The organism is Saccharothrix sp. AJ9571 (assembly GCF_021725495.1).
Lineage (GTDB): Bacteria > Actinomycetota > Actinomycetes > Mycobacteriales > Pseudonocardiaceae > Amycolatopsis > Amycolatopsis magusensis.
This window is the reverse complement of the sequence record NZ_CP091382.1, coordinates 3,643,587-3,665,407: the sequence shown is the minus strand read 5'-3', so window position 1 is coordinate 3,665,407 and position 21,821 is coordinate 3,643,587. Positions and strand designations below refer to the sequence as shown.

Sequence of the window (21,821 nt, the reverse complement as noted above, 5' to 3'; positions counted from 1 at the left end):
GGCAGGGTCGGCGCATGCTGATCCGCCGTGAGACCGAAGCCGACGCTGCCGCCATCCGGGTGGTGCACGACGCCGCGTTCGCCAAACCCGATGCACCCGGTGCGGAAACCGTGGAGTCGAGGCTGGTCGGAGAACTCCGGGCGGACGGCGACCTGCTCCCGGCGTTGTCGCTGGTCGCCGAGATCGACGGCCGGGTCGCCGGGCACGTCTGCTGCAGCCACGCCCGCATCGAGAGCACGCCGGGGCCGGTCGGGCTCGGCCCGTTGGGCGTGCTCCCGGAATTTCAGTCGGCAGGGGTCGGCTCGGCGCTGATGCACGCGGTGATCGCGGCCGCGGACGCACTGGAGATCCCGGTGGTGGTGCTGCTCGGCTCCCCCGGCTACTACTCCCGGTTCGGCTTCGTGCTCGCCGCCGAGCACGGCATCACACCGTCCACTCCGGACTGGGTCCCGCACTTCCAGGTGCGCCCGCTGACCGCGTACTCGGCCGAATTCACCGGCGCCTTCCACTACGCACCGGCGTTCGACCGGATCTAACCGTTCAACCCGTTGTCCCGCAGGAACTTCTCCGCGATGTCGAGCGGGTTCTGCTTCTCTTCACTGAATTCCACGTTCAACCGGGTCAGCTTCTCGGTGGTCAGCGCGGCGGAGACGTCGTTGAGCGCCTTCACCTCGCGCTCGTTCAGCGTGCCCTTCGCCACCAGCGGCACGATGTTCTGCGCCGGGAACATGGCCTTGTCGTCCTCCAGCGGCACGAAACCATTGCTCTGGATGGTCGACGAGGTGCTGAACAGGTCCGCCACCTGGATCTCGCCCGAGCGCAGCGCGGCCACGGTCACCGGCCCGCCGGTGTCGGTGGTCCGGATCTCCTTGAACTCGCAGCCGTAGAGCGCCTTGATCTTCTCCTTCCAGCGGTCGCTCCACTGCCCGGGACCGCCGAAGACCAGTTCGCCGCAGCGCGGGCCGAGGTCGGAGAACGTGCGCACGCCGGAGTCGGCCAGTTCCTTGCGCACCACCAGCAGATCCTTGTCCTCGGCGGGCGCCTGGTCGAGCACCTCGAACCCGGTGGGCAGCTTCTGCCGCAGCTCGCCGTAGACGTCCGCGGACGTGGTCGCCTCGGTGTTCTTGTCGAAGTACCGCAGCAGGTTGCCGGTGTAGTCGGGTACCACCGACAGCGAGCGGTCCTGCAGTGCCTTGACCACCACCTCGCGGCCACCGACCGGCGGGCGCACGGTGACGTCCTCGGCCCCGGCGCCCCGCAGCGCGCCCGCGTAGATCTGCGCCAGCAGCAGGCTCTCGCCCACGTCGGAGGCGCCGATGATGATCTCGCCGGTGGCGCCGCCCTCGGCCCCGCCTTCGAACGGGTCGCCGCAGGCGGTGGTGAGCAGCGCGACCACCGCCAGCAGAACTCCCAGCCGTCGCTTCACTCGCCGCCTCCCGCCGCCTTGGCCTGCTTCCCGGCGGCCAACGCGGCCAGCCGGACCCCCTTCGGCACCACGGCCCGTTGCAGGCCGGCGAACACCAGGTCCAGCACGATGGCCAGCAGCGCGGTCAGCACCGCACCGGCGACCACCTTGCCGTAGTCGAACACGGCCAGCCCGTCGAGCAGGAAGCGGCCGAGGCCGCCGAGCCCGACGTAGGCCGCCACCGCCGCGGTCGCCACCAGCTGCAGCACGGCGTTGCGCACCCCGCCGAGCACCAGCGGCAGGGAGATCGGCACTTCGACCTTCCACAACCGCTGCCAGCCGGTCATCCCGACGCCCTGCGCGGCGTCCACCACGCCGTGGTCGGTGGCCTGCAACCCGGCGTACGTCCCGGCCAGGATCGGCGGGATCGCCAGCACCACCAACGCGATCGTGGTCGCCGGACCCTCCACTGTGAACAGCAGGAAGAGGAAGGTGACCAGGCCGAGGGTGGGCAGCGCGCGAATCGAGTTGCTCCCGGCCACCAGCACCACCGCGCCGCGGCCGGTGTGCCCGACGAACAGGCCAAGCGGGATCGCGATCGCCAGCGCGATCACCAGCGCCAGCGCCACGTAACCGAGGTGCTCGGCCAGCCGGTTCGGCACCCCGTCGACGCCCTGCCAGTTGGCCGGATCGCCGAACCAGCCGAAGATCTCGTTCATGCCGCGCTCCCCTCCGGCGCCGGCTTGGCCGTCGCCCGTTGCCAGGGCGTGCTCAGCCGCAGCAGCCACACCAGCAGCAGGTCCGTCACCAGCGCCAGCAGCAGGGTCAGCACGATGCCGACCACGATCGGCGAGAAGTACTCACGCTGGAAGCCGTCGGTGAACAACACGCCGAGCCCGCCGGTGCCGATCAGCGCGCCGACGCTGACCAGGCTGACGTTGCTCACCGCGCCGACCCGCACGCCCGCCGCGAACACCGGGACCGCCAGCGGCAGTTCGACGGTGAGGAAGCGGCGCGCCGGCTGGTAACCGATCGCCGTCGCGGCCGCGAGCACCGGCGGGGACACCGAATCCAGCGCGTCCAGCACCGGGCGCACCAGCAAGGCGGTGGTGTAGATGGTCAACGCCACGATCACGTTGACGCTGTCCAGGATCTTCGTCCCGATCAAGCCGGGGATCACCACGAACAGCGCCAGCGACGGGATCGTGTACAGCAGGTTCGACACCACCATCGCCACCCGGCGCGCGACCCGCCAGCGCTTGCCGAGCCAGCCGACCGCCACCGCGAGCACCACGCCGAACACCAGTGGCAGCAAGGCCAGGTAGATGTGTTCGAGCAGGTTCTGCAGCAGTTGCGCGCGGTTGTTGGCGCTGGAGAGATAACGCCCGAGCTCGTCGAAGAACTCGCCCATGACCCGCCCCCTCTACCCGGCCGCTCCCTGTGGGTGCTGCTCGATCACGTCCAGCACCTGCCGGGCGGTCACCGCGCCGACCACCCGGCCACCGTCGTCGACGACCACGCCGAGGCTGGCCGGGGAGGACAGGGCCGCGTCCAGCGCGCCACGCACCGGGGCGCCCTTATGGTACAACGAACCGCCCGCGACCAGATCGCGCTCGGTCAGTTCACCGTCCACAGTGGAATTCGGCGGCAGCCAGCCGCGTGGCTCGCCGTCGCCGTTCACCGCGATCCGCCAGGTGGCGCCCTCGCCGGGCACGGCGCCGACCTCGACCGTGTCGATCGGGTCGATCTGCACGTTTTCCGACGTCAGGAAGGAGAGGCCGCGGTAACCGCGGTCCTTGCCGACGAAGGAGGCGACGAAGTCGTCGATCGGGTGGCGCAGCACGTCCGACGGCGTGCCGTACTGGGCGAGCTTGCCGCCCACCCGCATCACCGCGACCTTGTCACCGAGGCGGACGGCCTCGTCGATGTCGTGCGTGACGAAGACGATGGTCTTGCCGAGCTGCTGCTGGAGCCGGAGCAATTCGTCCTGCAGGCCCTCGCGCACGATCGGGTCCACCGCGGAGAACGGCTCGTCCATCAGCAGCACCGGCGAGTCCGCGGCCAGCGCGCGCGCCACCCCGACGCGCTGCTGCTGACCACCGGAAAGCTGGGCCGGGTACCGCTTGCCCAGCTCCGACGGCAGGCCGACGGTCTCCAGCAGTTCGGCCGCGCGTTCGCGTGCCTTCGCCTTGCCCCAGCCGGACAGCAGCGGCACGGTGGCCACGTTGTCCAGCACCGTCCGATGTGGAAAGAGGCCGGCGTGCTGGATGACGTACCCGATGCCGCGGCGCAACTGCGCGGGCGGTGAGTCGCAGACGTCCTTGCCGTCCAGCAGCACGGTGCCCGAGGTCGGCTCCACCATGCGGTTGATCATCCGCAGCGAGGTGGTCTTGCCGCAGCCGGACGGCCCGACGAACACGGTGATGGTCCCGTCCTCCACCGTGAGACTGAGGTTGTCGACCGCGACGGTCCCGTCCGGGTACTTCTTCGTCACGCCCTGGAACTCGATTGCCACGTGGCACTCCCATCAACGACCCCGCCGGCCCTGCAGGGTCCACAAGTCGGAAAACCCTAGCCCAGATCAAACGCCTCGGCACGGCATTCCATATGTTGTGCGTCGTGAGTTCACTGAACGAGGTTCTGCGGTCCCACGGCGTGCACCAGCGTCCGCTGCGCACGGCGATCGCGCTGCTGGCGGACGGCTGGATCCGGTTCGACGAGCTGATCCGGCGGGCCGCGGTGCCGCGGCGGAGTGTGGAAGAACTGCTCGAATCGCTCGGTTCCGACCTGGAACGGGACGGGAAAGCGCTGCGGCTGCAACCGTCCGCTGTCTCGCGCTACGCCGAATTCCGGCCGCGTACCGGGAAAAGCGCGCCCGAGCTGCTGTCGAAGGTGTCGGCGTTGATCGAGCACGTGCCGCCGCCACTGCCCGCGTTGGACCACGTGCAAGCCACCGCGGAAACCGTGGTGCGGCGCGCGGAGTGGCTGGACGCGCGGTACGAACTCGGCGGCGCGCGCCTGGTGTTCCTGGGTGATCACGATCTCACTTCGCTCGCCGTGCACGCGCTGCGGCCGGACGCGGAGCTGACCGTGGTCGACCTCGACGAGCGCGTGCTGGCCTATGTGGATGAACGGTCCGCTGGGGCGGTGCGCACGCTGCACGCCGACCTGCGCATCGGGTTGCCGCACGCCGTGCTCGGCAGCGCGGACCTGGTGTTCAGCGATCCGCCGTACACGCCGGAGGGCATGGGCCTGTTCGCCGCGCGCGGGATCGAGGCGCTGGCGGAGCCGCCGCTGGGCAGGCTGCTGCTGGCGTACGGCTACAGCCCGCGGCACCCGGCGCTCGGTGCCCAGGTGCAGCAGGAACTGATGCGGCTGGGGCTGACCTTCGAGGCGATCCTGCCGGACTTCCACTCCTACCACGGCGCGCAGGCGATCGGCGCGTCCGCGGACCTGTACGTCTGCCAGCCGACCGCACGGGCGCGCAAGCAGAAGGCGAAGCAGGGCATCTACACGCACGGCCCGCAGTCGGTCGAATCCTCCGGTTCTTCGGCGGCGTTGATGGACCGCGTGCGCGAGATCGCCGACCGGCCGGTGGTGGAAACCCCGCGGCCGGACTGGTCGAAGCCGATCAACGGCAAGCCGGACGTCGCGCTGGCCTTCGACCTCAGCGGGGACCCGGGCCCGTGGCTGCTGCGCCTGCTACTGGCGACGAACGCCTCGCGGGTGGCGATCCTGGTGCCGAACTCGCACCCGGACCTGGTCAACGCGGACGCGCAAGCCGCCCTGCTGGACCTGATCGGCTCCAAGTACCAGCTGAAGCTGCTGCGCAGCCTGCCGGACAACAAACACGCCGTCGTGGTCGCCGATGCCGTCGACTCACCCGCCCTACCACTCACCCGAGCCCACGCACGCCTCGCCAACCTCCCGAACATCCCCACCCCGCTACACCCCTACCGCCTGATCGACCTCCCCCGCCACCACCTCCCCCAAACCCTCCCCTAACCCACATCCAGACACCCGACCCCCACACTCACGCACCCGACTCCCACACTCACGCACCCGAACCCCACGTTCAGGGAGCCGAATCCCACACTCGTGCACCCGAACTGCACGTTCGGGCACCTGAACCCCGCATTCGCGCCGCCCGACTCCCACACTCACGCAGCCGAACCCCACGTTCGCGCAGCCGAGTTCCACACTCACGCAGCTAGCTGAGTCCCACTCTCAGAAGCCCGAGCCCCACGTTGGCGAAGCCGAACCCCACACTCGCGCGCCCGAGTTCCACACTCGCGCCCGGCCGAATGCGGGACTCGCGCCGCCAATGCGGACCTCAGCTGACTCAACGTAGGAGTCGTCCGCGAGAACGCGGAACTCGATTTCCCGAACGTGGGACTCGGCCACCTCAACGTAGGAGTCGGCCCACCGAACGTGGGATTGGCATGCTTGAGCGCAGAACTCGCGACCGCCAATGTGCGACTCGGCTGCCTGAACGCGGGGTTCGGCGCCTGAACGTGGAACTCAGCTGCCTCAACGTGGGACTCGGCTGCCCGAATGTGGAGTTCGGACGCCTGAATGTGGGACTCGGCTGCTTGAACGCGGGACCCGCATGCCTGACGTGAGGCTCGGATGCCCGAATGCGGAACTCGCCACCGCCAATGTGAAACCCGGGTACCCCAACGTGGGACTCGATTGCCTGAACGTGGAACTCGGCCGCCCGAGTGTTGGGTCGGCTACCCGAACTTGGAGTGCGCCTGCCTGAACGTGGGGTTCGGGTGCCTGAACGTAGGACTCGACTGCCTGAGTGTGGGATTCGGCTGTCTGGCGTGGGGTCGCGTGCCCGAACGTGGACTCGGCTACCCGAACGTGGGGCTTGCGCGCCTGAACGTGGGCTCGGCTGCACGAACGTGGGGTTCGGGTGCCTGGACGTGGGGCTCGGCTACCCGAACGTGGGGCTCGCGCGCCTGAACGTGAGGTTCAGCTGCACGAACGTGGGGTTCGGGTGCCTGGACGTGGGGTTCGCGTGCCTGAAGGCGGGACTCGGCTGCGCGAACGTGGGGTAGGGGGCGCGAACGTGGGGGTTGGGAGGGGTGGGATGAAGGGGGCGCCGCTCGCGGGGCGAGCGGCGCCCGGGGTGGGCGTGCGGGAGGGGTCAGGTGTCGACGCCGTCTTCGGTGGCGGCCTTCGCGACGGCGGCGGCCACCTCGAGGGCGACCCGCGGGTCCAGCGGGCTCGGCACGATGCGGTCCGGGCCCAGGTCGTCGGAGGCCACGGCGACGATGGCGTCCGCGGCGGCGATCTTCATCCGCTCGGTGATCGCCCGCGCCCCCGAGTCCAGCGCGCCACGGAACACGCCGGGGAAGGCGAGCACGTTGTTGATCTGGTTCGGGAAGTCGCTGCGCCCGGTCGCCACGATCGAGGCGTACCTGGCGGCCACCGCCGGGTGGATCTCCGGGTCCGGATTGGACAGTGCGAACACGATCGAGTCACCGGCCATGGTGGCCAGCAGTTCCTCTTCGATGGTGGACCCCGACAGCCCGAGGAACACGTCGGCGCCCCGGATCGCCTCCGGCAGCCCGCCGGTCAGCCCGCTCGCGTTGGTCGACGCGGCCAGCCCCTGCTTGACCGAGTTCAGCCCGTCGCGCCCCTCGTGGATGATGCCCTTCGAGTCCAGCACGGTGACCTCGCCGATGCCCGCGGCCTGCAGGATCCGCGCGCAGGCCACCCCCGCCGCACCGGCCCCGGAAATCACCACGCGCTGGTCGGTGATGTTCTTGCCGAGCACCAGGTTCGCCCCGCGCAGCGCGGCCAGCGCCACGATCGCGGTGCCGTGCTGGTCGTCGTGCATGACCGGGCAGTCGAGCGCCGCCTTGAGCTTGTCCTCCAGCTCGAAGCACCGCGGCGCGGCGATGTCCTCGAGGTTCACCGCGCCGAACGACGGCCGCAGCCGGACCAGCGTCTCGACGATCTCGTCCACGTCCGTGGTGTTCAGCACCAGCGGGATCGAGTTCAGGTCGGCGAAGGTCTTGAACAGGACCGACTTGCCCTCCATCACCGGCAGCGAGGCGCTCGGGCCGATGTCGCCGAGGCCCAGCACGGCGGTGCCGTCGCTGACCACCACGACCAGCCGCTCGGCCCAGGTGTACCGCTTGGCCAGCTCGGCGTCCTCGGCGATGGCGCGGCTCACCTTGGCCACACCCGGGGTGTAGGCGATGGACAGATCACGCGCGACCGAGATCGGCCGGTTGGCGGCGACGGAGAGCTTGCCGCCTTCGTGACCGGTGAAGATCTCCTCGTCGGTCACCGGCGTGCTGTCTTCGTTCATGGCTTTTCCCGTCATGGTTCCGTCTTCATCGGAAACCGAACCTTCGACTGGTGCGTAGGTCACTGGACTTCTCCCGGGACGTCGAACAGGGAAACGGCAGGCGCCGTCCCTCTAGTTGCTTGGGCTCCTCGAGCGCGGCTGTCCAGCGCGGTAGCGCCTACGACCGGGCGAGGCGTCCGTCGATGCCCGTGGTGAGGCTGCATCTGGTCCGGCTCCCGGCGGGGGGAACCGCGGACGCGGCGGTCCGGACAGTGTGGCAGGCCGATCCGTGGTTGTGGCCCCCTGGTGCGGCTGATGTCACATATTCCGGTGTTTTCCCTTGCCGGACGGGCTTTTAGCAAGACGTCCGTCCGGATTGGGAAGCCCTGCCCTAAGCTGGTCCCCATGCAGGTGCGCCAGTTGGCCGTGCGGGATTGCTATGAGTTCACCCCGCGTCAATTCCCCGATCACCGCGGTCTGTTCACCGCGCCGTTCCAGGAAGCGGTGTTCCGGGAGACCGTCGGCCACCCGCTCCACCTGGCGCAGACCAACTACAGCTACTCCCGGCGCGGCACCATCCGCGGCATCCACTTCGCCGACACCCCGCCGGGGCAGGCGAAGTACGTGCAGTGCCTGCGTGGCGCGCTGCTGGACGTGGTGGTCGACCTCCGCGTCGGCTCGCCGACCTTCGGCCACTGGGACGCGGTGCACCTGGACGCGGAGAACCTGCGCGCGGTCTACGTGGCCGAGGGCGTCGGCCACAGCTTCATCGCCCTCGAGGACGCCGCGATGACCTACCAGTGCTCCACCGGGTTCAACCCCACCGCCGAGCACGGTGCGAACCCGCTGGACCCGGCACTGGGCCTGCCGTGGCCCACCGGCATCCAGCCGATTCTGTCCGAAAAGGACCGTGACGCACCGACGGTGGCGCAGCTGGCCGCCGAAGGACGGCTGCCGTCCTACGACGCCTGCGTGGCGCGTTACGAGGAACTGCGCGGGGCTATTTCTTCCTCGTGACCCAGATGGTGATCGTGCCGCTGACCACCACTTCGCCCGCCTTGTCGCGAATGGTCACCGGTACCGGTACCTCGGTGCCTTCCTCGCCGAACTCCGGCAGCGCCGCGAGCTCGGCGACCGCGGTCAGGCCGGTCTCCGCCTTCGCCAGGTAGTCGACCGACATGCCCTTGGGCAGCCAGCGGTGCGTCGGGGGCACGGTCGATTCGGCCAGCATGCCCATCGCGATCTCCGCGAGGTTGCACGCCGCGATCGCGTGGAAGGTGCCGATGTGGTTGTGGACACCCCACCACTTCGGCGCCGAGACCTCGCACCGGCCCGGCCGGAGGTCCCGCACGTGCGGCAGCACGGTCCGGAAATACGGCACACGCAGGCACATCGCGGCCGAGAAGAGCAGCTTCCCGCCCGGCTTCGCGGCCAGCGACCGCCACAGCGAATAGGTCCGCACGATCGGCTCACCCTCCTTGTTACTCGCCAGTAGCGAAGCACACCGGCGGCTATATTCCAACCTGTGGAGCATCCTCTCTTCCTTCTCCGGCACGGCCAGACCGAGTGGTCGGCCCAGGGCAAGCACACCGGCCGGTCCGACCTGCCGCTCACCGACACCGGTCGTGACCAGGCCAGATCCGCAGGACGGACCCTGGCAGGCCGGCTGCCCGAAGGCACGCCCGCGGTGCTGTCCAGCCCGCGGCAGCGCGCGTTGAAGACCGCCGAACTCGCCGGGCTCACCGTGTCGGAGGTCACCGAGGAGCTCGCCGAGTGGGACTACGGCGACTACGAGGGCATCACCACCGACGAGATCCGCGAGACGGTGCCGGGCTGGACCGTCTGGTCGCACCCGATACCGAACGGCGAGACCGCCGAGCAGGTCTCCGCCCGCGCCGACCGCGTGCTGGTCCGGATCCGCGAACTGCTGGCCGACCGCCCGGTGGTCCTGGTGGGGCACGGGCACTTCAGCCGGGTGCTGGTGGCGCGCTGGCTCGACCTGGCGGCCACCGACGGCGTGCGGTTCGCGCTGGAGGCCGCCGGGCTCACCGAACTCGGCGACGAACGCGGCGTGCCGCAGCTCCGCCACCTCAACATCCCAGCGCAGTGAAAGGAAACCCGTTGCCCCAGTTCACCATCCGCCGGATCAGAGAGTCCGATGTGGACGATGTGGTCGGCCTCGTGTACGACCTCGCCGAGTTCGAAAAGGCACCCGACGAGTGCCACCTGACGGCCGGTCAGCTGCACACCGCGTTGTTCGGCGAGCAGCCCGCGGTCTTCGGCCACGTGGCCGAGGTGGACGGCGGGATCGCCGGCTTCACCCTCTGGTTCCTCAACTTCTCCACCTGGCGCGGCGTGCACGGCATCTACCTCGAGGACCTCTACGTGCGGCCGGAGCAGCGCGGCACCGGGCTGGGCAAGGCACTGCTGGCCACGCTGGCCGAGGAGTGCGTGAACCGGGGTTACGCGCGGCTGGAGTGGTCGGTGCTCGACTGGAACCCGGCGGTGGAGTTCTACCGCGCCCTGGGCGCCGAGCCGATGGACGAGTGGACCGTGCACCGGCTCACCGACGAGCCGTTGCGCAAGCTGGCTGAAAGCCTCTAGAGGTCGCGACCGCGGCGCCGTCGTTCGGCGTCGCGCTCGGACGCCTCGCCCTCGTCCTCGCCCTCGGCCATGCCCAGCACCCACGCGCGGGACGGGCGGCGGAACAGCAGCACCACCACGAGGAGACCGCCGATGATCAGCGGTACGCCGTAGCCGGGGCGGCCCGAGGGCCCGGCGGTGTACCAGCCGATCCCGGCCACCATCAGCGCCACGACCACCGAAGGCGAGCGGGCCCAGGTGTAGCCCATCAGGAGGCCGATGCCGCAGGCGAGGGTTCCGGCGCCGAGCACGGCGTAGTAGCCGGCCTCGGCGTAGATGTTGCCCGCCCTGGCACCCTCCGCGCCGAAGGCGCTCACCAGCAGGATCACCGCGATCACCACCGAAGCCAGGCCGGGGAGCGCGGTGAGCGCACCGGCGAGGCGGACCTCACGGGGCGCCGGCTGGAACTTGTCGGCGAGCGGCACTGACGGTGTCCAATCGAGACGGGTGACCGTGCGTGAACACATTCGATGTTATGCCACCCGGTCGGCCGTTTTCGCCCGGGCGCCGCACGGGTCAAGATCTGGGTGTCGTCTGATGAGCCGGGCGGTCCCGGGGTGCACTTGTCACGACGAGCGTCGTAGTCCGCGCGCGTGAAGACAGGGAGGCCAGTCGGCACAGTGCCCACCACCCGGCGAGTGACGAGGCTCGCAGCTTCCCGTTGAAGGGTTGGAACAGTGCGGTTCTGACCTACTCTGCGGGAGTGCGCGCAGTGCTCATCGTCAACCCGCAAGCCACCGCGACCTCCCCCGGTGGCCGCGACGTGCTCGCGCACGCGCTGGCCAGCGAGGTGAAGCTCGACGTCGTCGAAACCGACTACCGCGGCCACGCGCTCGCGGTGGCGCGTTCGGCGGCCCGTGACGGGATCGAGCTGGTCGTCGCCCACGGCGGCGACGGCACGGTCAACGAGGTGGTCAACGGCCTGCTGGCGGACAACTCCGGCATGCCGGGCCGCGCGGACCGCGTGCCGGCGCTCGGCGTGGTGCCCGGCGGCTCGGCGAACGTGTTCGCCAGGGCGCTCGGCCTGCCGCGGGATCCGGTCGAGGCCACCTACCAGTTGCTGCAGGCCATCGAGCACGACCGCAGCCGCCGGGTGGGGCTCGGCATGGCCGACGGCCGCTGGTTCACCTTCAACGCCGGGCTCGGCTGGGACGCCGACGTGGTCGCCGGGGTGGAGAAGCGCCGCGGCAAGCGCGCCAGCCCGACGCTCTACACCCGGATGGCGCTCGCCTGCTACTTCCGCCCGCCGCACGGCCGCCCGCCGCTCACCGTGCGGGTGCCCGGCGCGGAACCGGCCGCCGTGCGCACGGCCTTCGTCTCCAACACCGACCCGTGGACCTACCTCGGCGACCGGCCGGTGCACCTGAACACCGAGTGCTCCTTCGACAGCGGGCTGGGATTGTTCGCACTGCGGAGCATGGCCATGCCGACCGTGCTCAACCAGGCGCGCCAGGCGCTGCGCACGAAGAGCAAGCACCGGGGCAAGCGTTTGCTTCGTCACGACGACCTGGCGATAGTGCGCATCGACGCGGAAGAGCCGGTAAACTTCCAGGTGGACGGTGACCTGATGGGTCAGCGGAGCAGTGTGGAGTTTCTCAGCGTGCCGGACGTGCTGACGGTGATGGTGTGACGGTCACCGCGACCGGCGTCACCGACAGGGTGATCGTGCGGGGCAAAGTACCAAGTGCCGTTCGTCGATCGGAAACCTCCGCTCACCGCATCTCCCCTTCCGCTCAGCGGCCAGTTCCGGACTGAAACCGCAGGTCAGGCTAGTCGCCCGGCTGGGTGAGGTGACTCACCGATCCGCAGAAAACCCTTGTCGAAAACGGGTCTTCGTGAAAGCATTCACAAGCACCCCAAAAAACGACCGCCATGACGACTGTGGCGCGGACTGCCGCGCCATCATGAAGGAGCTCAGTAAAATGGACTGGCGCCACGACGCGGCCTGCCGAGACGAGGACCCCGAGCTGTTCTTCCCCGTGGGGACCAGCGGTCCGGCCATCTCCCAGGTATCCGCGGCGAAGGCCGTGTGCCACCGTTGCACCGTCGCTTCCGACTGCTTGGCCTGGGCTTTGGCCAGTGGGCAGGATGCCGGCGTGTGGGGCGGGATGAGCGAGGACGAGCGACGCGCGCTCAAGCGTCGCCGTGCGCACATCAGCACGCGCACCAACGCCTGATTGTTGTTTTGCAGCACCGTTTTTCCCAGCACCACCCGCGGCCGACGCCCGCCACACCCGCCGGCGTCACGGCCGCCAGGGACCATTGAGTCCCTCCGCCAACACGTTTGAGGGCGGGCACCGTTTCAGGTGCCCGCCCTCAAGTGTTCGCGCTTGCAGTTGATCGAGGAAACCGCTCAGAGACGGCGGGAAAGCGGGATGCGCAGCGCCGCTTCCGTGCCTCGGCGGCCACCGCCGGATTCCGCGCGGCCCGGCCGCAGCGAAAGCGAGCCGCGCAGCTCCGATTCGATCAGCGTTCGCACGATCTGCAAACCGAGACCGTCCGCGCGCTCCAGTGAAAAGCCCGCGGGCAGGCCCTGACCGTCATCGCTGATCACGATGTCCAGCCAGCGCGCCGACCGTTCGGCGGAAATCTGGACCTTGCCCGGCCGTCCGCCGGGAAACGCGTGCCCGACCGCGTTCTGCACGAGTTCGGCGACCACCATCACCAGCGGGGTGGCGATTTCGGCCACCACGATGCCGAACGTGCCGGTCCGCGAAAGCGTGACGCTCCCCTCGGCGGTGGCCACCTCGCCGACCATCGGCAGCACGTTGTCGAGCAGCTGGTCCAGATCGACCCGTTCGTCGACCGACATCGACAGCGCCTCGTGCACCATCGCGATCGACGACACCCGCCGCACCGACTCGCCGAGCGCGAGCCTGGCCTCCTCGCTGGCCGTGCGGCGCGACTGCAGGCGCAACAACGCGGCCACGGTCTGCAGGTTGTTCTTCACCCGATGGTGGATCTCGCGGATCGTGGCGTCCTTCGACAGCAGCGCGCGATCCCGCCGCTTGACCTCGGTCACGTCGCGGACGAGCACCAGCGCGCCGGCCGGCTGCCCGGCGGGCCGCAACGGCAGCGCACGGAACAGCACGACCGCGCCCCGGCGTGAGTCCGCCTCGGTGCGCGAACCCGGCTTGCCGTCGAGCGCGTCGATGATGCGGTGGGAGACCTCGGTCGCGTCGAACGGGTCGCGGATCAGCGAGCGGGTCAGCGGCGCGAGCCGCACGCCGACGAGGTCCGACTCGTAGCCCATGCGGTGGTAGGCGGACAGCCCGTTGGGGCTGGCGAAGACGACCGTGCCCGACTGGTCGAGCCGGATCAGCCCGTCCCCGACGCGCGGGCTGGTGTGCACGTCGGTGAGCGTGCCGTCGGCCGGGAAGCTGCCGTCGGCGATCATCTGGCACAGGTCCGCCGCGCTGCCGAGGTAGGCGATCTCCAGCGGGCTCGGTACCCGCGGCGCGGCCAGGTTCGTCTCGCGGCTGAGCACCGCGATCACCTGCTTGCCGAAGGTCACCGGAATGGCTTCCCGCCGCATCGGCAGGTCGCGGTACCAGTGCGGGTCCTCCTCGCGGCTGATCTTGACCTCGCGCATCGCGCGGTCCAGCTGCGGGTGCTCGTCGATGGTGAACCGGCTGCCGACCACGTCCTCGGGGTGCGCGGTCGGCGCGGTGGTCGGCCGGGCCTGCGCGACGCAGACGAAGTCGCCGCCGTCGGGCTGGACGCTCTCGGCCACCGGCACCCAGAGCAGGAAGTCGCTGAACGACAGGTCGGCCAGCAGTTGCCATTCGGCCACCACCGACTGCAGGTGGACGGCCGCTTCGCCGGACAGCCCGGTGTTCTCGGCCAGCAGATCGGAGAGAGTGCTCACCCCGCTATTCCAGCACGGCGAGCAGATCGCCCTCCTGCACCACGTCCCCTTCGCCGACGGCGAGCCGCGAAAGCCTGCCCGAGCCCTCGGTGAGCACCGGGATCTCCATCTTCATCGACTCCAGGAGCACCACGGTGTCCCCGGTCTCGAGGTCGTCACCGACGTTGGCGACCACCTTCAGAACGTTGGCGACGATCTCGGCCCGGATTTCCTCGGCCATCGGCGATGCCCCTCCTGCGCGCGAGCTGGGAGCCCAATCCAACCAGAGGTCCGGGGTCGCCGCCCAGGCCGAACACCCCTGTTCTAGGGCACGTGCCACACTAGGGGGGTTGCCCGGGTAGAGATCCACGAGGAGTGATCCATGTCGAAGCGAGCTCGCAAGCGCCGCGACCGCAAGAAGAACGGCGCCAACCACGGCAAGAAGCCCAACGCCTGAGCTCGGCGTAGGAAAAAGCCCCGGCCACCACAGGTGACCGGGGCTTCTTCGGGTGTTCGGGGGCTATTCGGTGACGCGCTCGATCGTCACCTCGGTGCGCTCGATCGTCTTGCCGGAGCGCTCCTCGACGGTCTTGCGGATCGACGCGCGCAGCCTGCTCTTCAGCTCGTCCGGGGCGAGGTCGCCACCGCACTTGCGCGCCAGGATCTGCTTGATCTGCTCGTCGATCCCGTACTCCTCGAGGCACGGCGGGCACTCGTCGAGGTGCCTGCGCAGCTCGACCTCGTGTTCCCGGCTGCACTCCCGGTCCAGGAGCAGGTAGATCTCGGCGAGCGCCTCGTCGCAGTTGACCTTGGCCTTGCCGTCTTCACCGGAGCAGTGGTTCATCGCCCTGCCACCTCCTGCTTGGGCCCGCGGATGAACCCGCGTTCACGAGCCACGTCGGCGAGCAGGTCGCGCAGCTGGGCGCGGCCGCGGTGGAGGCGGGACATCACAGTACCGATGGGGGTGTCCATGATTTCAGCGATTTCCTTGTAAGCGAAGCCCTCGACGTCGGCGAGGTAGACGGCGAGCCGGAAGTCCTCCGGCAGCCGCTGCAGCGCGGCCTTGACGTCGGCGTCCGGGAGCTTGTCCATGGCCTCGACCTCGGCCGAGCGCAGGCCTGCCGAGGTGTGGTTCTCCGCCTTGGCCAGCTGCCAGTCGGTGATCTCCTCGGTCGGCTGCTGCACCGGCTGGCGCTGCCGCTTCCGGTAACCGTTGATGTAGGTGTTGGTCAGGATGCGGTACATCCAGGCCTTGAGGTTGGTGCCCTGCTTGAAGGAGGCGAACGCCGAGTAGGCCTTGAGGTAGGTCTCCTGCACCAGGTCCTCGGCGTCGGCCGGGTTCCTGGTCATCCGCATCGCGGCCGAGTACAGCTGGTCCAGCAGGGGCATCGCGTCACGCTCGAACCGCTCGGTCCGGGCCTGGACGTCCTCCTGCTCGGTGCCCGCCTCGGAGGCGGCGGGTTCTGACGTGCTCGGCAAACCGTTCCCTTCCCAATCCACGTCGGGCAGACGTGCGTACTTCTGCCCAGAGGATACGCGGGCGACTCCGGGTCGGCTGGGCACGGCCGGTCGCCTGAGCTGCTCTTCGCGGGGGGATACCTTGGTCAACACGCTGGGTTCAACACGGTGGCAGGCCCGGGCATTCCCGTCGTAGGGTGCCGCCCATGGCGGGCAAGGGCACACCGGCGACGGCGCTGCTGGTGAAGCAGAAGATCACCCACAAGTTGCATTCGTACGACCACGATCCGCGGCACGAGTCCTACGGCGGCGAGGCGGCGGAAATCCTCGGCTTGGATCCCGCGCGGGTGTTCAAGACACTGGTGGCCGAGGTGGACGGCTCCCTGACCGTGGGCGTGGTCCCGGTCACCGGCTCGCTGGACCTGAAAGCCCTCGCCGCAGCCGTCGGCGGCAAGAAAGCCCGCATGGCCGAGGCGGCAGCCGCCCAGCGCGCCACGGGCTACGTACTCGGCGGCATCTCCCCGCTGGGACAGCGGAGCAGACTGCCGGTGGTCATCGATGCCACAGCCGAGTCGTTCGACACGATCCACTGCTCGGCCGGCAGGCGGGGCCTGGAAATGGAACTGGCGCCCGGGGACCTGATCCGCCTCACCAAGGCCACCGTCGCCCCCATCGCCGGCGCCTAACCACCCAGCCTGCCGAGCCCCTTTCTCCGCGCCTCACTGGACACGAATGTGGCTTTGGGGGCCGAATCCGCCCCCAAAGCCACATTCGTGTCCGATGACCTCGGGCCGGCTGCCTGAGTGTGGGGTTCGGCTGCTGGAGTGTGGGACTCACATTCCTGAGTGCGGGACTCGCCCGGGATGCGGGGGCATGCCGGGCGAGTCCCACGTTCGTGCAGCCGAGTTCCACACTCAGGCAGCCGAGTTCCACGTTCGGGCAGCTGAACCCCACACTCGGGTAGCCGAGTTCCCCGTCCAGGGTCGCCGAGTCGGCACATCGGTGGGGTCAGTCGAGGGGGCGCAGGACTCGTTCCAGCCATTCCGAGGTGGCGCGCGCGACGCCGTCCAGATCTGCGCTCAGGCTGTGGTTTCCCTGGAGCACCACCAGTTCGTGGTGCGGTCCGGCGGCCGGGACGCCGAACGGGTCCTGCTCACCCTGTACAACCAGCGTCGGCACCTCGACCGCGTCCAGTTCCGGTTGCCGTGTCTTCTCCGGCTTGCCCGGCGGGTGCGTCGGGAAGGCAAGGCACAACACGGCCACCGCCTGGCCCGCCGCGGCCGTGCGGCAGGCGACCCGCGCGCCCGACGAACGGCCCCCGAAGACCACCGGCTCGCCGTCGAAGCGGTTGTCCGCGAGTTCTTCGGCGACGGTCAGCCAGGCGTTGTCCAGTTGCCGCGCGGGCGCCGGGGCGCGGCGGCCCGCCACGCGGTACGGCTGTTCGACCAGCGCGACGTGCACCCCCACCGCCTGCGCCGCCCTGGTCACCACGATCAGGTCCTTCGCGCCGAATCCCCCACCCGCGCCGTGCCCGAGCAGCAGCACCGCCCGCCCCTGCTCGGCGCAGTGCAGTTCGGCCCGCGCCGGGCCGTGGTCGGTGTCGATCCGGACGGAGGTCATTTCGACGGTGCGTCGAACAACGCGCCCGCGTCGAGGTCGGTCGCCGGCTCGGCGCGCTCGAGCAGCTCCGGGCCGTTGTTGCGGACGTTGTTGACCCGGCTCGACACCGGCCGCAGCTCCAGCGCGTCCACCAGCTCCGCGCTCGGCGGCGCCAGCAGCTCGCCGATCTCCTCGCGGTCGGGGTCCAGCCAGTTCGCCCAGTTGTCCTTGGCCAGCAGCAGCGGCATCCGGTGGTGGATGTCGGCGATCGGGCCGACCGCGTCGGTGGTCAGCACCGAGCAGGTGATCAGCGGCGCCGCGTCGGCGTCCTTCGGATCACGCCAGCTCTCCCAGATACCGGCCATGACCAGCGTGGACTCGTCCCGCGGGGTCATGAAGAACGGTTCCTTCTCCTTGCCGTTGCGGCGCCACTCGAACCAGCCGTCGGCCGGGAGCAGGCAGCGCTTGCGCGCCAGCGCCTTGCGGAACGCGGGCTTCTCGTGCGCGGTTTCGGACCGGGTGTTGATCATCCGGTTCCCCACCGACGGGTCCTTCGCCCAGAACGGCACCAGCCCCCAGCGCATCACCCGCAGCGTCCGCACCGACGGCTCGTCCTCGAGCACCTGGCCATCGGCGTCGCGCGGGTGGCGCTGCACCACGGCGAGCACCTTCTTCGTCGGCGCCACGTTGTGGTCCGGCGAGGGGGCGTGCCCCCCGGTCTCATCGGCCGCTTCGAACTCCTGCACCAGCTTGGCCGGGTTCTTCGTGGCGGCGTAACGACCACACATCGCGGCCCCACCTCCGATCTGCGTTTTCACGGACTCCAGCCATGGTTCCACGGTCGTGGCGGCCTTGGCGAGTGCGCCGCGTGACCGGTGTCCGCTCGATGGGGGATCATTCAGCCAGCGGCCACCGGGACGAAGGGGATGGGCGATTGAGCAAGCGGGACTGGCGCAAGCTGGATGAATCGGACGTCCGCGTCCGCCCCGGCAAGGGCACCCGCCCCCGGAGCAAGCGCCGTCCCGAGCACGCGGACGCCTCCACCGCGATGGTCACCGGGGTCGACCGCGGCCGCTGGACCTGCGCGGTCGACGGTGATCCGGCCCGCTCGGTGACCGCCATGCGCGCCCGTGAGCTGGGCCGCACGCCGGTGGTGGTGGGCGACTCGGTGGGCCTGGTCGGCGATGTCAGCGGCCGCCCGGACACGCTCGCCCGGATCGTCCGCGTCGACGAACGCACCAGCGTGCTGCGCCGCACGGCCGACGACACCGACCCGTTCGAGCGCGTGGTCGTGGCGAACGCCGAGCAGCTGGTCATCGTCACCGCGCTGGCCGACCCGCAGCCCCGGACCGGCTTCATCGACCGCTGCCTCGTCGCCTGCTACGCGGGCGGCCTCGAACCGCTGCTCTGCCTGACCAAGGCCGACCTCGCCGACCCCGCCGAGCTGCTCGCCGGGTACGCCGACCTGGCCGTGCCCGCGGTCGTCACCCGGCACGACGAGGAGCCCGACGAGTTGCGCGCCCGGGTCGAAGGCCGGGTCTCCGCGCTGGTCGGGCACTCCGGCGTCGGCAAGTCCACGCTGGTCAACCGCCTGGTCCCGGACGCCTCGCTGGCCACCGGCGTGGTCAGCGCGGTCGGCAAGGGCCGGCACACCTCGGTCGCCGCGGTCGCGCTGCCCCTGCCCGGCGACGGCTGGGTGATCGACACGCCGGGGATCCGCTCGTTCGGCCTCGCCCACATCACGCCGGACGACATCGTGGACTCCTTCGAGGAGTTCACCGCGGCCGCCGAGGAGTGCCCGTCCGGCTGCGGCCACCTGGGCCCGCCGGAGGACCCGGACTGCGTACTGGACGACGTGGTCACCCAGGGTGACGCCAAACCGGAACGCCTGGCATCACTCAGACGGCTGCTTGCTTCCCGCGCCGGTCTCGAATCGTGACCTTAATTCTGGCAACCCCGCACACCCGTTTGCGCGTGTCTGGGACGCTGTAACTCTACTGGGGGACAACCACCCAGACGATCACAAGATCTGAGAGGTATCCGGATGCGCAAGACAGCGCTCGCTGCCAGTGGCTTCGCGCTGCTGCTCGCGCTCACTGCCTGTGGCAGCGAGAGCACGCCGACCACCACGAACACCGCGGCCCAGCAGGCCGACACCAAGCCGGCCTCCTCGCTGCACAACGACGCGCAGGAACTGGTTCGGGCCGCCTCCGCGCGGGCCGACCAGGCCAAGACCGCGAAGTTCACCATCGAGATGGACATGCTCGGCCAGAAGATCACCGGCTCCGGGCAGGGCTCCTTCGAGGGCGCCAACAGCAAGATGACCATGAGCATGCAGATGATGGGCATGTCCATCGAGATGCGCATGGTCGACGGCCAGATCTTCATGAAGCTGCCGGAGGGCCAGTCCCCCAGCGGCAAGCCGTGGGTCAAGCTCGAGGGCGCCGACGCCGCCGAACTGGGCCAGGCGATGGACCAGGCCGAGCAGAGCGACCCGCGCAAGATGCTGGAGATGATCCAGAAGGCGGGCCGGATCACCAAGGCCGAGCCTGCCACGCTGGACGGCCAGCCGGTCAGCCACTACTTCGTCGACCTGGACCTGAAGAAGGCCGGTGGCATGGGTGGTGCCAGCGAGGCGGACCTCGCGCAGCTGCCCGACGGCATCGTCGTGCCGATGGAGCTGTGGCTGAACGCCGACGAGCTGCCCGTCCAGGTGACCATGGACATGGCCGCGATGATGCAGAAGATGAGCGAGCAGACCGGCCAGCAGATGCCCGGTGGCAACGCCAAGATGACCATGAAGTACACCGACTGGGGTTCGCCGGTCGACGTCGAGGCGCCGCCGGCCGACCAGGTCGGGCCGATGCCGAAGTAGTAGTACGCAACGCGGACAACGCCCCCGGAGCCCGGCTCCGGGGGCGTTTTTCGTGCTCAGCCCATGTGCGGGTAGCGGATGTCCGTCGGCGCGTCGAAGGTCTCCTTGATCGCGCGCGGGCTGGTCCACCGCTGCAGGTTGAACATCGAGCCCGCCTTGTCGTTGGTGCCCGAGGCCCGCGAGCCGCCGAACGGCTGCTGGCCGACGATCGAGCCGGTCGGCCGGTCGTTGACGTAGAAGTTGCCCGCGGAGAACCGCAGCGCCCGGTGCGCCTGCTGCACGGCCGCGCGGTCGTCGGCGAACACCGCGCCGGTCAGCGCGTACGCCGCCGACCGGTCGACCACTTCGAGGATCCGTGCGTACTCGGCGTCCGGGTAGACGTGCACGGCGAGGATCGGCCCGAAGTACTCGGTGGCGAACACCGGGTGCGCCGGGTTGTCCGAGACCAGCACCGTCGGCTCGACGAAGTAGCCGATCTGGTCGTCGCAGTTGCCACCGACCAGCACCTCCAGCTCCGGATCACCGTCCACACTGGACAGAAGCTCACGGTGCTTGGCGAAGGCGCGCGCGTCGATCACCGCGCCGCCGAACATCGACAGGTCGCTCACGTCGCCGTACTTCACCGTGCGGGTCACGTCGGCCAGCCGCTCGCGCAGCCCACCGTCCCAAAGGGACTGCGGAATATACGCTCGCGAAGCCGCGGAACACTTCTGGCCCTGGTACTCGAACGCGGCGCGCACCAGCGCGGTCACCAGCTTGTCCGGGTCGGCCGAGGAGTGCGCCACCACGAAGTCCTTGCCGCCGGTCTCGCCGACGATCCGCGGATAGCCGCGGTAGCCGTCCAGGTTCTCCGCGATGGTGCGCCACAGCAGCTTGAAGGTGGCGGTGGACCCGGTGAAGTGCAGCCCGGCGAAGTCCGGATCGGACAGTGCCACCTCGCTGACCGCGCGCCCGTCGCCGGTGACCATGTTGATCACGCCCGGCGGCAGCCCGGCCTTCTCGAAGACCTCCATGGTGTAGTGCGCGGCCAGCTGCTGCGTCGGCGTCGGCTTCCACACCACGGTGTTGCCCATCAGCGCCGGGCTGCTGGGCAGGTTGCCCGCGATGGCGGTGAAGTTGAACGGGGTGATCGCGGTGACGAAACCGTCCAGCGGCCGGTACTCCATCCGGTTCCACGCGCCGGGCACCGAGATCGGCTGCTCGGCGAGGATGCGGCGGGCGAAGTGCACGTTGAAGCGCAGGAAGTCGATCAGCTCGCAGGCCGCGTCGATCTCCGCCTGCTGCACCGACTTCGACTGGCCGAGGATGGTGGCCGCGTTGAGCGTGTCCCGGTAGGGCCCGGCGATCAGGTCGGCGGCGCGCAGGAACACCGCGGCGCGCTCGTCGAAGGGCAGGTCGCGCCAGCCGGGTGCCGCCTCCTTGGCGGCGGTCACCGCGTCGGCGACGTCCTCGTTGGTGGCGTTCGCCGAGACCCCGAGCACGTGCGCGTGGTCGTGCGGCTGGACCACGTCGAAGGCCTCACCACCGGCGAAGCGCCGCCGCCCGCCGATGGTCTGCGGCAGCTCGTGCTTCTCCCCCTCGAGTTCGGCGATCCTGCGCTGCAGGGACTCCCGTTCGCCGCTGCCGGGCACGTAGGTGTGCACCGGTTCGTTGACCGGGTGGGGAACGGATGTCACCGCGTCCATGACTT

At 69.8% G+C, this 21,821-nt stretch carries 25 protein-coding genes; 11 read left to right on the top strand and 14 right to left on the bottom strand.

Going from position 1 to position 21,821, the window contains the following annotated elements:
- The first annotated feature begins 14 nt into the window (after window positions 1–14).
- Window positions 15–536, top strand: coding sequence for a GNAT family N-acetyltransferase (locus L3Q67_RS16620; RefSeq protein ID WP_499190356.1), 522 nt, complete (start codon window positions 15–17; stop codon window positions 534–536).
- Here the strand turns inward: L3Q67_RS16620 and L3Q67_RS16615 are convergent.
- From L3Q67_RS16615 to L3Q67_RS16600, 4 genes are read right to left on the bottom strand one after another with little or no spacing between them, the layout of a single operon-like run.
- Window positions 533–1,426 (bottom strand): ABC transporter substrate-binding protein, encoded by an 894-nt coding sequence (locus L3Q67_RS16615; RefSeq protein ID WP_499190355.1) that lies wholly within the window; start codon window positions 1,424–1,426, stop codon window positions 533–535. The two genes, L3Q67_RS16620 and L3Q67_RS16615, sit on opposite strands and share 4 nt — an antisense overlap.
- A complete protein-coding gene (locus L3Q67_RS16610) occupies window positions 1,423–2,124 on the bottom strand; it encodes an ABC transporter permease (protein WP_499190354.1) in 702 nt (233 codons plus the stop codon). Before L3Q67_RS16610 ends, L3Q67_RS16615 begins: the two co-directional genes overlap by 4 nt.
- Window positions 2,121–2,816: an ABC transporter permease gene (locus tag L3Q67_RS16605; RefSeq protein WP_499190353.1), complete on the bottom strand. Its 696-nt coding sequence runs from the start codon at window positions 2,814–2,816 to the stop codon at window positions 2,121–2,123. The genes L3Q67_RS16610 and L3Q67_RS16605 overlap by 4 nt, the downstream gene beginning before the upstream one ends.
- 12 nt (window positions 2,817–2,828) lie before the next feature.
- Window positions 2,829–3,920, bottom strand: a complete 1,092-nt coding sequence (locus tag L3Q67_RS16600) for an ABC transporter ATP-binding protein (protein WP_499190352.1) — start codon at window positions 3,918–3,920, stop codon at window positions 2,829–2,831.
- Window positions 3,921–4,024: 104 nt separating this feature from the next.
- Between L3Q67_RS16600 and L3Q67_RS16595 the strand changes: the two genes are divergently transcribed.
- A complete protein-coding gene (locus L3Q67_RS16595) occupies window positions 4,025–5,410 on the top strand; it encodes a class I SAM-dependent methyltransferase (protein ID WP_499190351.1) in 1,386 nt (461 codons plus the stop codon).
- A gap of 1,147 nt (window positions 5,411–6,557) precedes the next feature.
- Here the strand turns inward: L3Q67_RS16595 and L3Q67_RS16590 are convergent.
- Complete coding sequence (locus L3Q67_RS16590) at window positions 6,558–7,730, bottom strand: NAD(P)-dependent malic enzyme (protein ID WP_499190350.1); 1,173 nt, start codon at window positions 7,728–7,730, stop codon at window positions 6,558–6,560.
- 384 nt (window positions 7,731–8,114) lie between these two features.
- On the opposite strand from L3Q67_RS16590, the gene L3Q67_RS16585 reads away from it, so the two are divergent.
- Window positions 8,115–8,726 carry a dTDP-4-dehydrorhamnose 3,5-epimerase family protein gene (locus L3Q67_RS16585; RefSeq protein ID WP_499190349.1) on the top strand — a complete coding sequence of 204 codons (612 nt, stop codon included), beginning with the start codon at window positions 8,115–8,117 and terminating at the stop codon, window positions 8,724–8,726.
- On the opposite strand, the gene L3Q67_RS16580 is transcribed toward L3Q67_RS16585, so the two are convergent.
- Window positions 8,710–9,174 (bottom strand): hotdog fold domain-containing protein, encoded by a 465-nt coding sequence (locus L3Q67_RS16580; RefSeq protein ID WP_499191556.1) that lies wholly within the window; start codon window positions 9,172–9,174, stop codon window positions 8,710–8,712. The two genes, L3Q67_RS16585 and L3Q67_RS16580, sit on opposite strands and share 17 nt — an antisense overlap.
- A 60-nt stretch (window positions 9,175–9,234) precedes the next feature.
- Here L3Q67_RS16580 and L3Q67_RS16575 point away from each other — a divergent pair, with 60 nt between their 5' ends.
- Together L3Q67_RS16575 and L3Q67_RS16570 are read left to right on the top strand one after the other, a co-directional pair.
- Entirely contained in the window at window positions 9,235–9,819 is a 585-nt protein-coding gene (locus L3Q67_RS16575) for a histidine phosphatase family protein (RefSeq protein WP_499190348.1), read from the top strand.
- 11 nt (window positions 9,820–9,830) lie between these two features.
- Window positions 9,831–10,313, top strand: coding sequence for a GNAT family N-acetyltransferase (locus L3Q67_RS16570; protein ID WP_499190347.1), 483 nt, complete (start codon window positions 9,831–9,833; stop codon window positions 10,311–10,313).
- On the opposite strand, the gene L3Q67_RS16565 is transcribed toward L3Q67_RS16570, so the two are convergent.
- Window positions 10,310–10,777, bottom strand: a complete 468-nt coding sequence (locus L3Q67_RS16565) for a hypothetical protein (RefSeq protein ID WP_499190346.1) — start codon at window positions 10,775–10,777, stop codon at window positions 10,310–10,312. The genes L3Q67_RS16570 and L3Q67_RS16565 overlap by 4 nt on opposite strands.
- Before the next feature lie 278 nt (window positions 10,778–11,055).
- On the opposite strand from L3Q67_RS16565, the gene L3Q67_RS16560 reads away from it, so the two are divergent.
- Both L3Q67_RS16560 and L3Q67_RS16555 read left to right on the top strand, forming a co-directional pair.
- A complete protein-coding gene (locus L3Q67_RS16560; protein WP_499190345.1) occupies window positions 11,056–11,982 on the top strand; it encodes a diacylglycerol/lipid kinase family protein in 927 nt (308 codons plus the stop codon).
- Between the two features lie 292 nt (window positions 11,983–12,274).
- Window positions 12,275–12,529 carry a WhiB family transcriptional regulator gene (locus L3Q67_RS16555; protein WP_209670635.1) on the top strand — a complete coding sequence of 85 codons (255 nt, stop codon included), beginning with the start codon at window positions 12,275–12,277 and terminating at the stop codon, window positions 12,527–12,529.
- 176 nt (window positions 12,530–12,705) lie between these two features.
- Here the strand turns inward: L3Q67_RS16555 and L3Q67_RS16550 are convergent, their stop codons facing one another.
- Together L3Q67_RS16550 and L3Q67_RS16545 are read right to left on the bottom strand one after the other, a co-directional pair.
- Window positions 12,706–14,220, bottom strand: a complete 1,515-nt coding sequence (locus tag L3Q67_RS16550) for a sensor histidine kinase (RefSeq protein ID WP_499190344.1) — start codon at window positions 14,218–14,220, stop codon at window positions 12,706–12,708.
- Between the two features lie 4 nt (window positions 14,221–14,224).
- Window positions 14,225–14,440 (bottom strand): acetyl-CoA carboxylase biotin carboxyl carrier protein subunit, encoded by a 216-nt coding sequence (locus tag L3Q67_RS16545; RefSeq protein ID WP_499190343.1) that lies wholly within the window; start codon window positions 14,438–14,440, stop codon window positions 14,225–14,227.
- Window positions 14,441–14,581: 141 nt separating this feature from the next.
- Between L3Q67_RS16545 and L3Q67_RS16540 the strand changes: the two genes are divergently transcribed.
- On the top strand, window positions 14,582–14,656 hold the full coding sequence (locus L3Q67_RS16540) for a 50S ribosomal protein bL37 (protein ID WP_098515123.1): 75 nt from the start codon (window positions 14,582–14,584) through the stop codon (window positions 14,654–14,656).
- Window positions 14,657–14,719: 63 nt separating this feature from the next.
- Here the strand turns inward: L3Q67_RS16540 and rsrA are convergent, their stop codons facing one another.
- Both rsrA and L3Q67_RS16530 read right to left on the bottom strand, forming a co-directional pair.
- Window positions 14,720–15,043 carry an anti-sigma factor RshA gene (rsrA, locus tag L3Q67_RS16535; protein WP_499190342.1) on the bottom strand — a complete coding sequence of 108 codons (324 nt, stop codon included), beginning with the start codon at window positions 15,041–15,043 and terminating at the stop codon, window positions 14,720–14,722.
- The gene (locus L3Q67_RS16530; protein WP_499190341.1) at window positions 15,040–15,678 is read right to left on the bottom strand and encodes a sigma-70 family RNA polymerase sigma factor; all 639 of its coding nucleotides are present in this window, start codon (window positions 15,676–15,678) and stop codon (window positions 15,040–15,042) included. The genes rsrA and L3Q67_RS16530 overlap by 4 nt, the downstream gene beginning before the upstream one ends.
- Window positions 15,679–15,863: 185 nt before the next feature.
- Here L3Q67_RS16530 and ybaK point away from each other — a divergent pair, with 185 nt between their 5' ends.
- Window positions 15,864–16,343 carry an aminoacyl-tRNA deacylase gene (ybaK, locus tag L3Q67_RS16525; protein ID WP_499190340.1) on the top strand — a complete coding sequence of 160 codons (480 nt, stop codon included), beginning with the start codon at window positions 15,864–15,866 and terminating at the stop codon, window positions 16,341–16,343.
- A gap of 322 nt (window positions 16,344–16,665) precedes the next feature.
- Here the strand turns inward: ybaK and L3Q67_RS16520 are convergent, their stop codons facing one another.
- Window positions 16,666–17,277 (bottom strand): alpha/beta hydrolase family protein, encoded by a 612-nt coding sequence (locus L3Q67_RS16520; protein WP_499190339.1) that lies wholly within the window; start codon window positions 17,275–17,277, stop codon window positions 16,666–16,668.
- Window positions 17,274–18,044 carry an SOS response-associated peptidase gene (locus tag L3Q67_RS16515; protein ID WP_499190338.1) on the bottom strand — a complete coding sequence of 257 codons (771 nt, stop codon included), beginning with the start codon at window positions 18,042–18,044 and terminating at the stop codon, window positions 17,274–17,276. Before L3Q67_RS16515 ends, L3Q67_RS16520 begins: the two co-directional genes overlap by 4 nt.
- Window positions 18,045–18,190: 146 nt before the next feature.
- Here L3Q67_RS16515 and rsgA point away from each other — a divergent pair, with 146 nt between their 5' ends.
- On the top strand, window positions 18,191–19,195 hold the full coding sequence (gene rsgA / locus L3Q67_RS16510; protein WP_499190337.1) for a ribosome small subunit-dependent GTPase A: 1,005 nt from the start codon (window positions 18,191–18,193) through the stop codon (window positions 19,193–19,195).
- 105 nt (window positions 19,196–19,300) lie between these two features.
- A complete protein-coding gene (locus tag L3Q67_RS16505) occupies window positions 19,301–20,131 on the top strand; it encodes an SCO4651 family lipoprotein (protein WP_499190336.1) in 831 nt (276 codons plus the stop codon).
- A gap of 56 nt (window positions 20,132–20,187) precedes the next feature.
- Here L3Q67_RS16505 and pruA read toward each other — a convergent pair whose 3' ends face one another.
- Window positions 20,188–21,816, bottom strand: a complete 1,629-nt coding sequence (gene pruA / locus L3Q67_RS16500; protein WP_499190335.1) for an L-glutamate gamma-semialdehyde dehydrogenase — start codon at window positions 21,814–21,816, stop codon at window positions 20,188–20,190.
- Window positions 21,817–21,821 lie beyond the last annotated feature (5 nt).

Excerpts from the sequence above, each read along its gene's own strand:
- L3Q67_RS16605 (WP_499190353.1), bottom strand. The coding sequence starts at position 2,816 with ATGGGCGAGTTCTTCGACGAGCTCGGGCGTTATCTCTCCAGCGCCAAC.
- rsrA (WP_499190342.1), bottom strand. The coding sequence starts at position 15,043 with ATGAACCACTGCTCCGGTGAAGACGGCAAGGCCAAGGTCAACTGCGAC.
- L3Q67_RS16610 (WP_499190354.1), bottom strand. The coding sequence starts at position 2,124 with ATGAACGAGATCTTCGGCTGGTTCGGCGATCCGGCCAACTGGCAGGGC.
- L3Q67_RS16620 (WP_499190356.1), top strand. The coding sequence starts at position 15 with ATGCTGATCCGCCGTGAGACCGAAGCCGACGCTGCCGCCATCCGGGTG.
- ybaK (WP_499190340.1), top strand. The coding sequence starts at position 15,864 with ATGGCGGGCAAGGGCACACCGGCGACGGCGCTGCTGGTGAAGCAGAAG.
- L3Q67_RS16585 (WP_499190349.1), top strand. The coding sequence starts at position 8,115 with ATGCAGGTGCGCCAGTTGGCCGTGCGGGATTGCTATGAGTTCACCCCG.
- L3Q67_RS16545 (WP_499190343.1), bottom strand. The coding sequence starts at position 14,440 with ATGGCCGAGGAAATCCGGGCCGAGATCGTCGCCAACGTTCTGAAGGTG.
- L3Q67_RS16505 (WP_499190336.1), top strand. The coding sequence starts at position 19,301 with ATGCGCAAGACAGCGCTCGCTGCCAGTGGCTTCGCGCTGCTGCTCGCG.
- L3Q67_RS16555 (WP_209670635.1), top strand. The coding sequence starts at position 12,275 with ATGGACTGGCGCCACGACGCGGCCTGCCGAGACGAGGACCCCGAGCTG.
- L3Q67_RS16515 (WP_499190338.1), bottom strand. The coding sequence starts at position 18,044 with ATGTGTGGTCGTTACGCCGCCACGAAGAACCCGGCCAAGCTGGTGCAG.
- L3Q67_RS16590 (WP_499190350.1), bottom strand. The coding sequence starts at position 7,730 with ATGAACGAAGACAGCACGCCGGTGACCGACGAGGAGATCTTCACCGGT.
- L3Q67_RS16520 (WP_499190339.1), bottom strand. The coding sequence starts at position 17,277 with ATGACCTCCGTCCGGATCGACACCGACCACGGCCCGGCGCGGGCCGAA.
- pruA (WP_499190335.1), bottom strand. The coding sequence starts at position 21,816 with ATGGACGCGGTGACATCCGTTCCCCACCCGGTCAACGAACCGGTGCAC.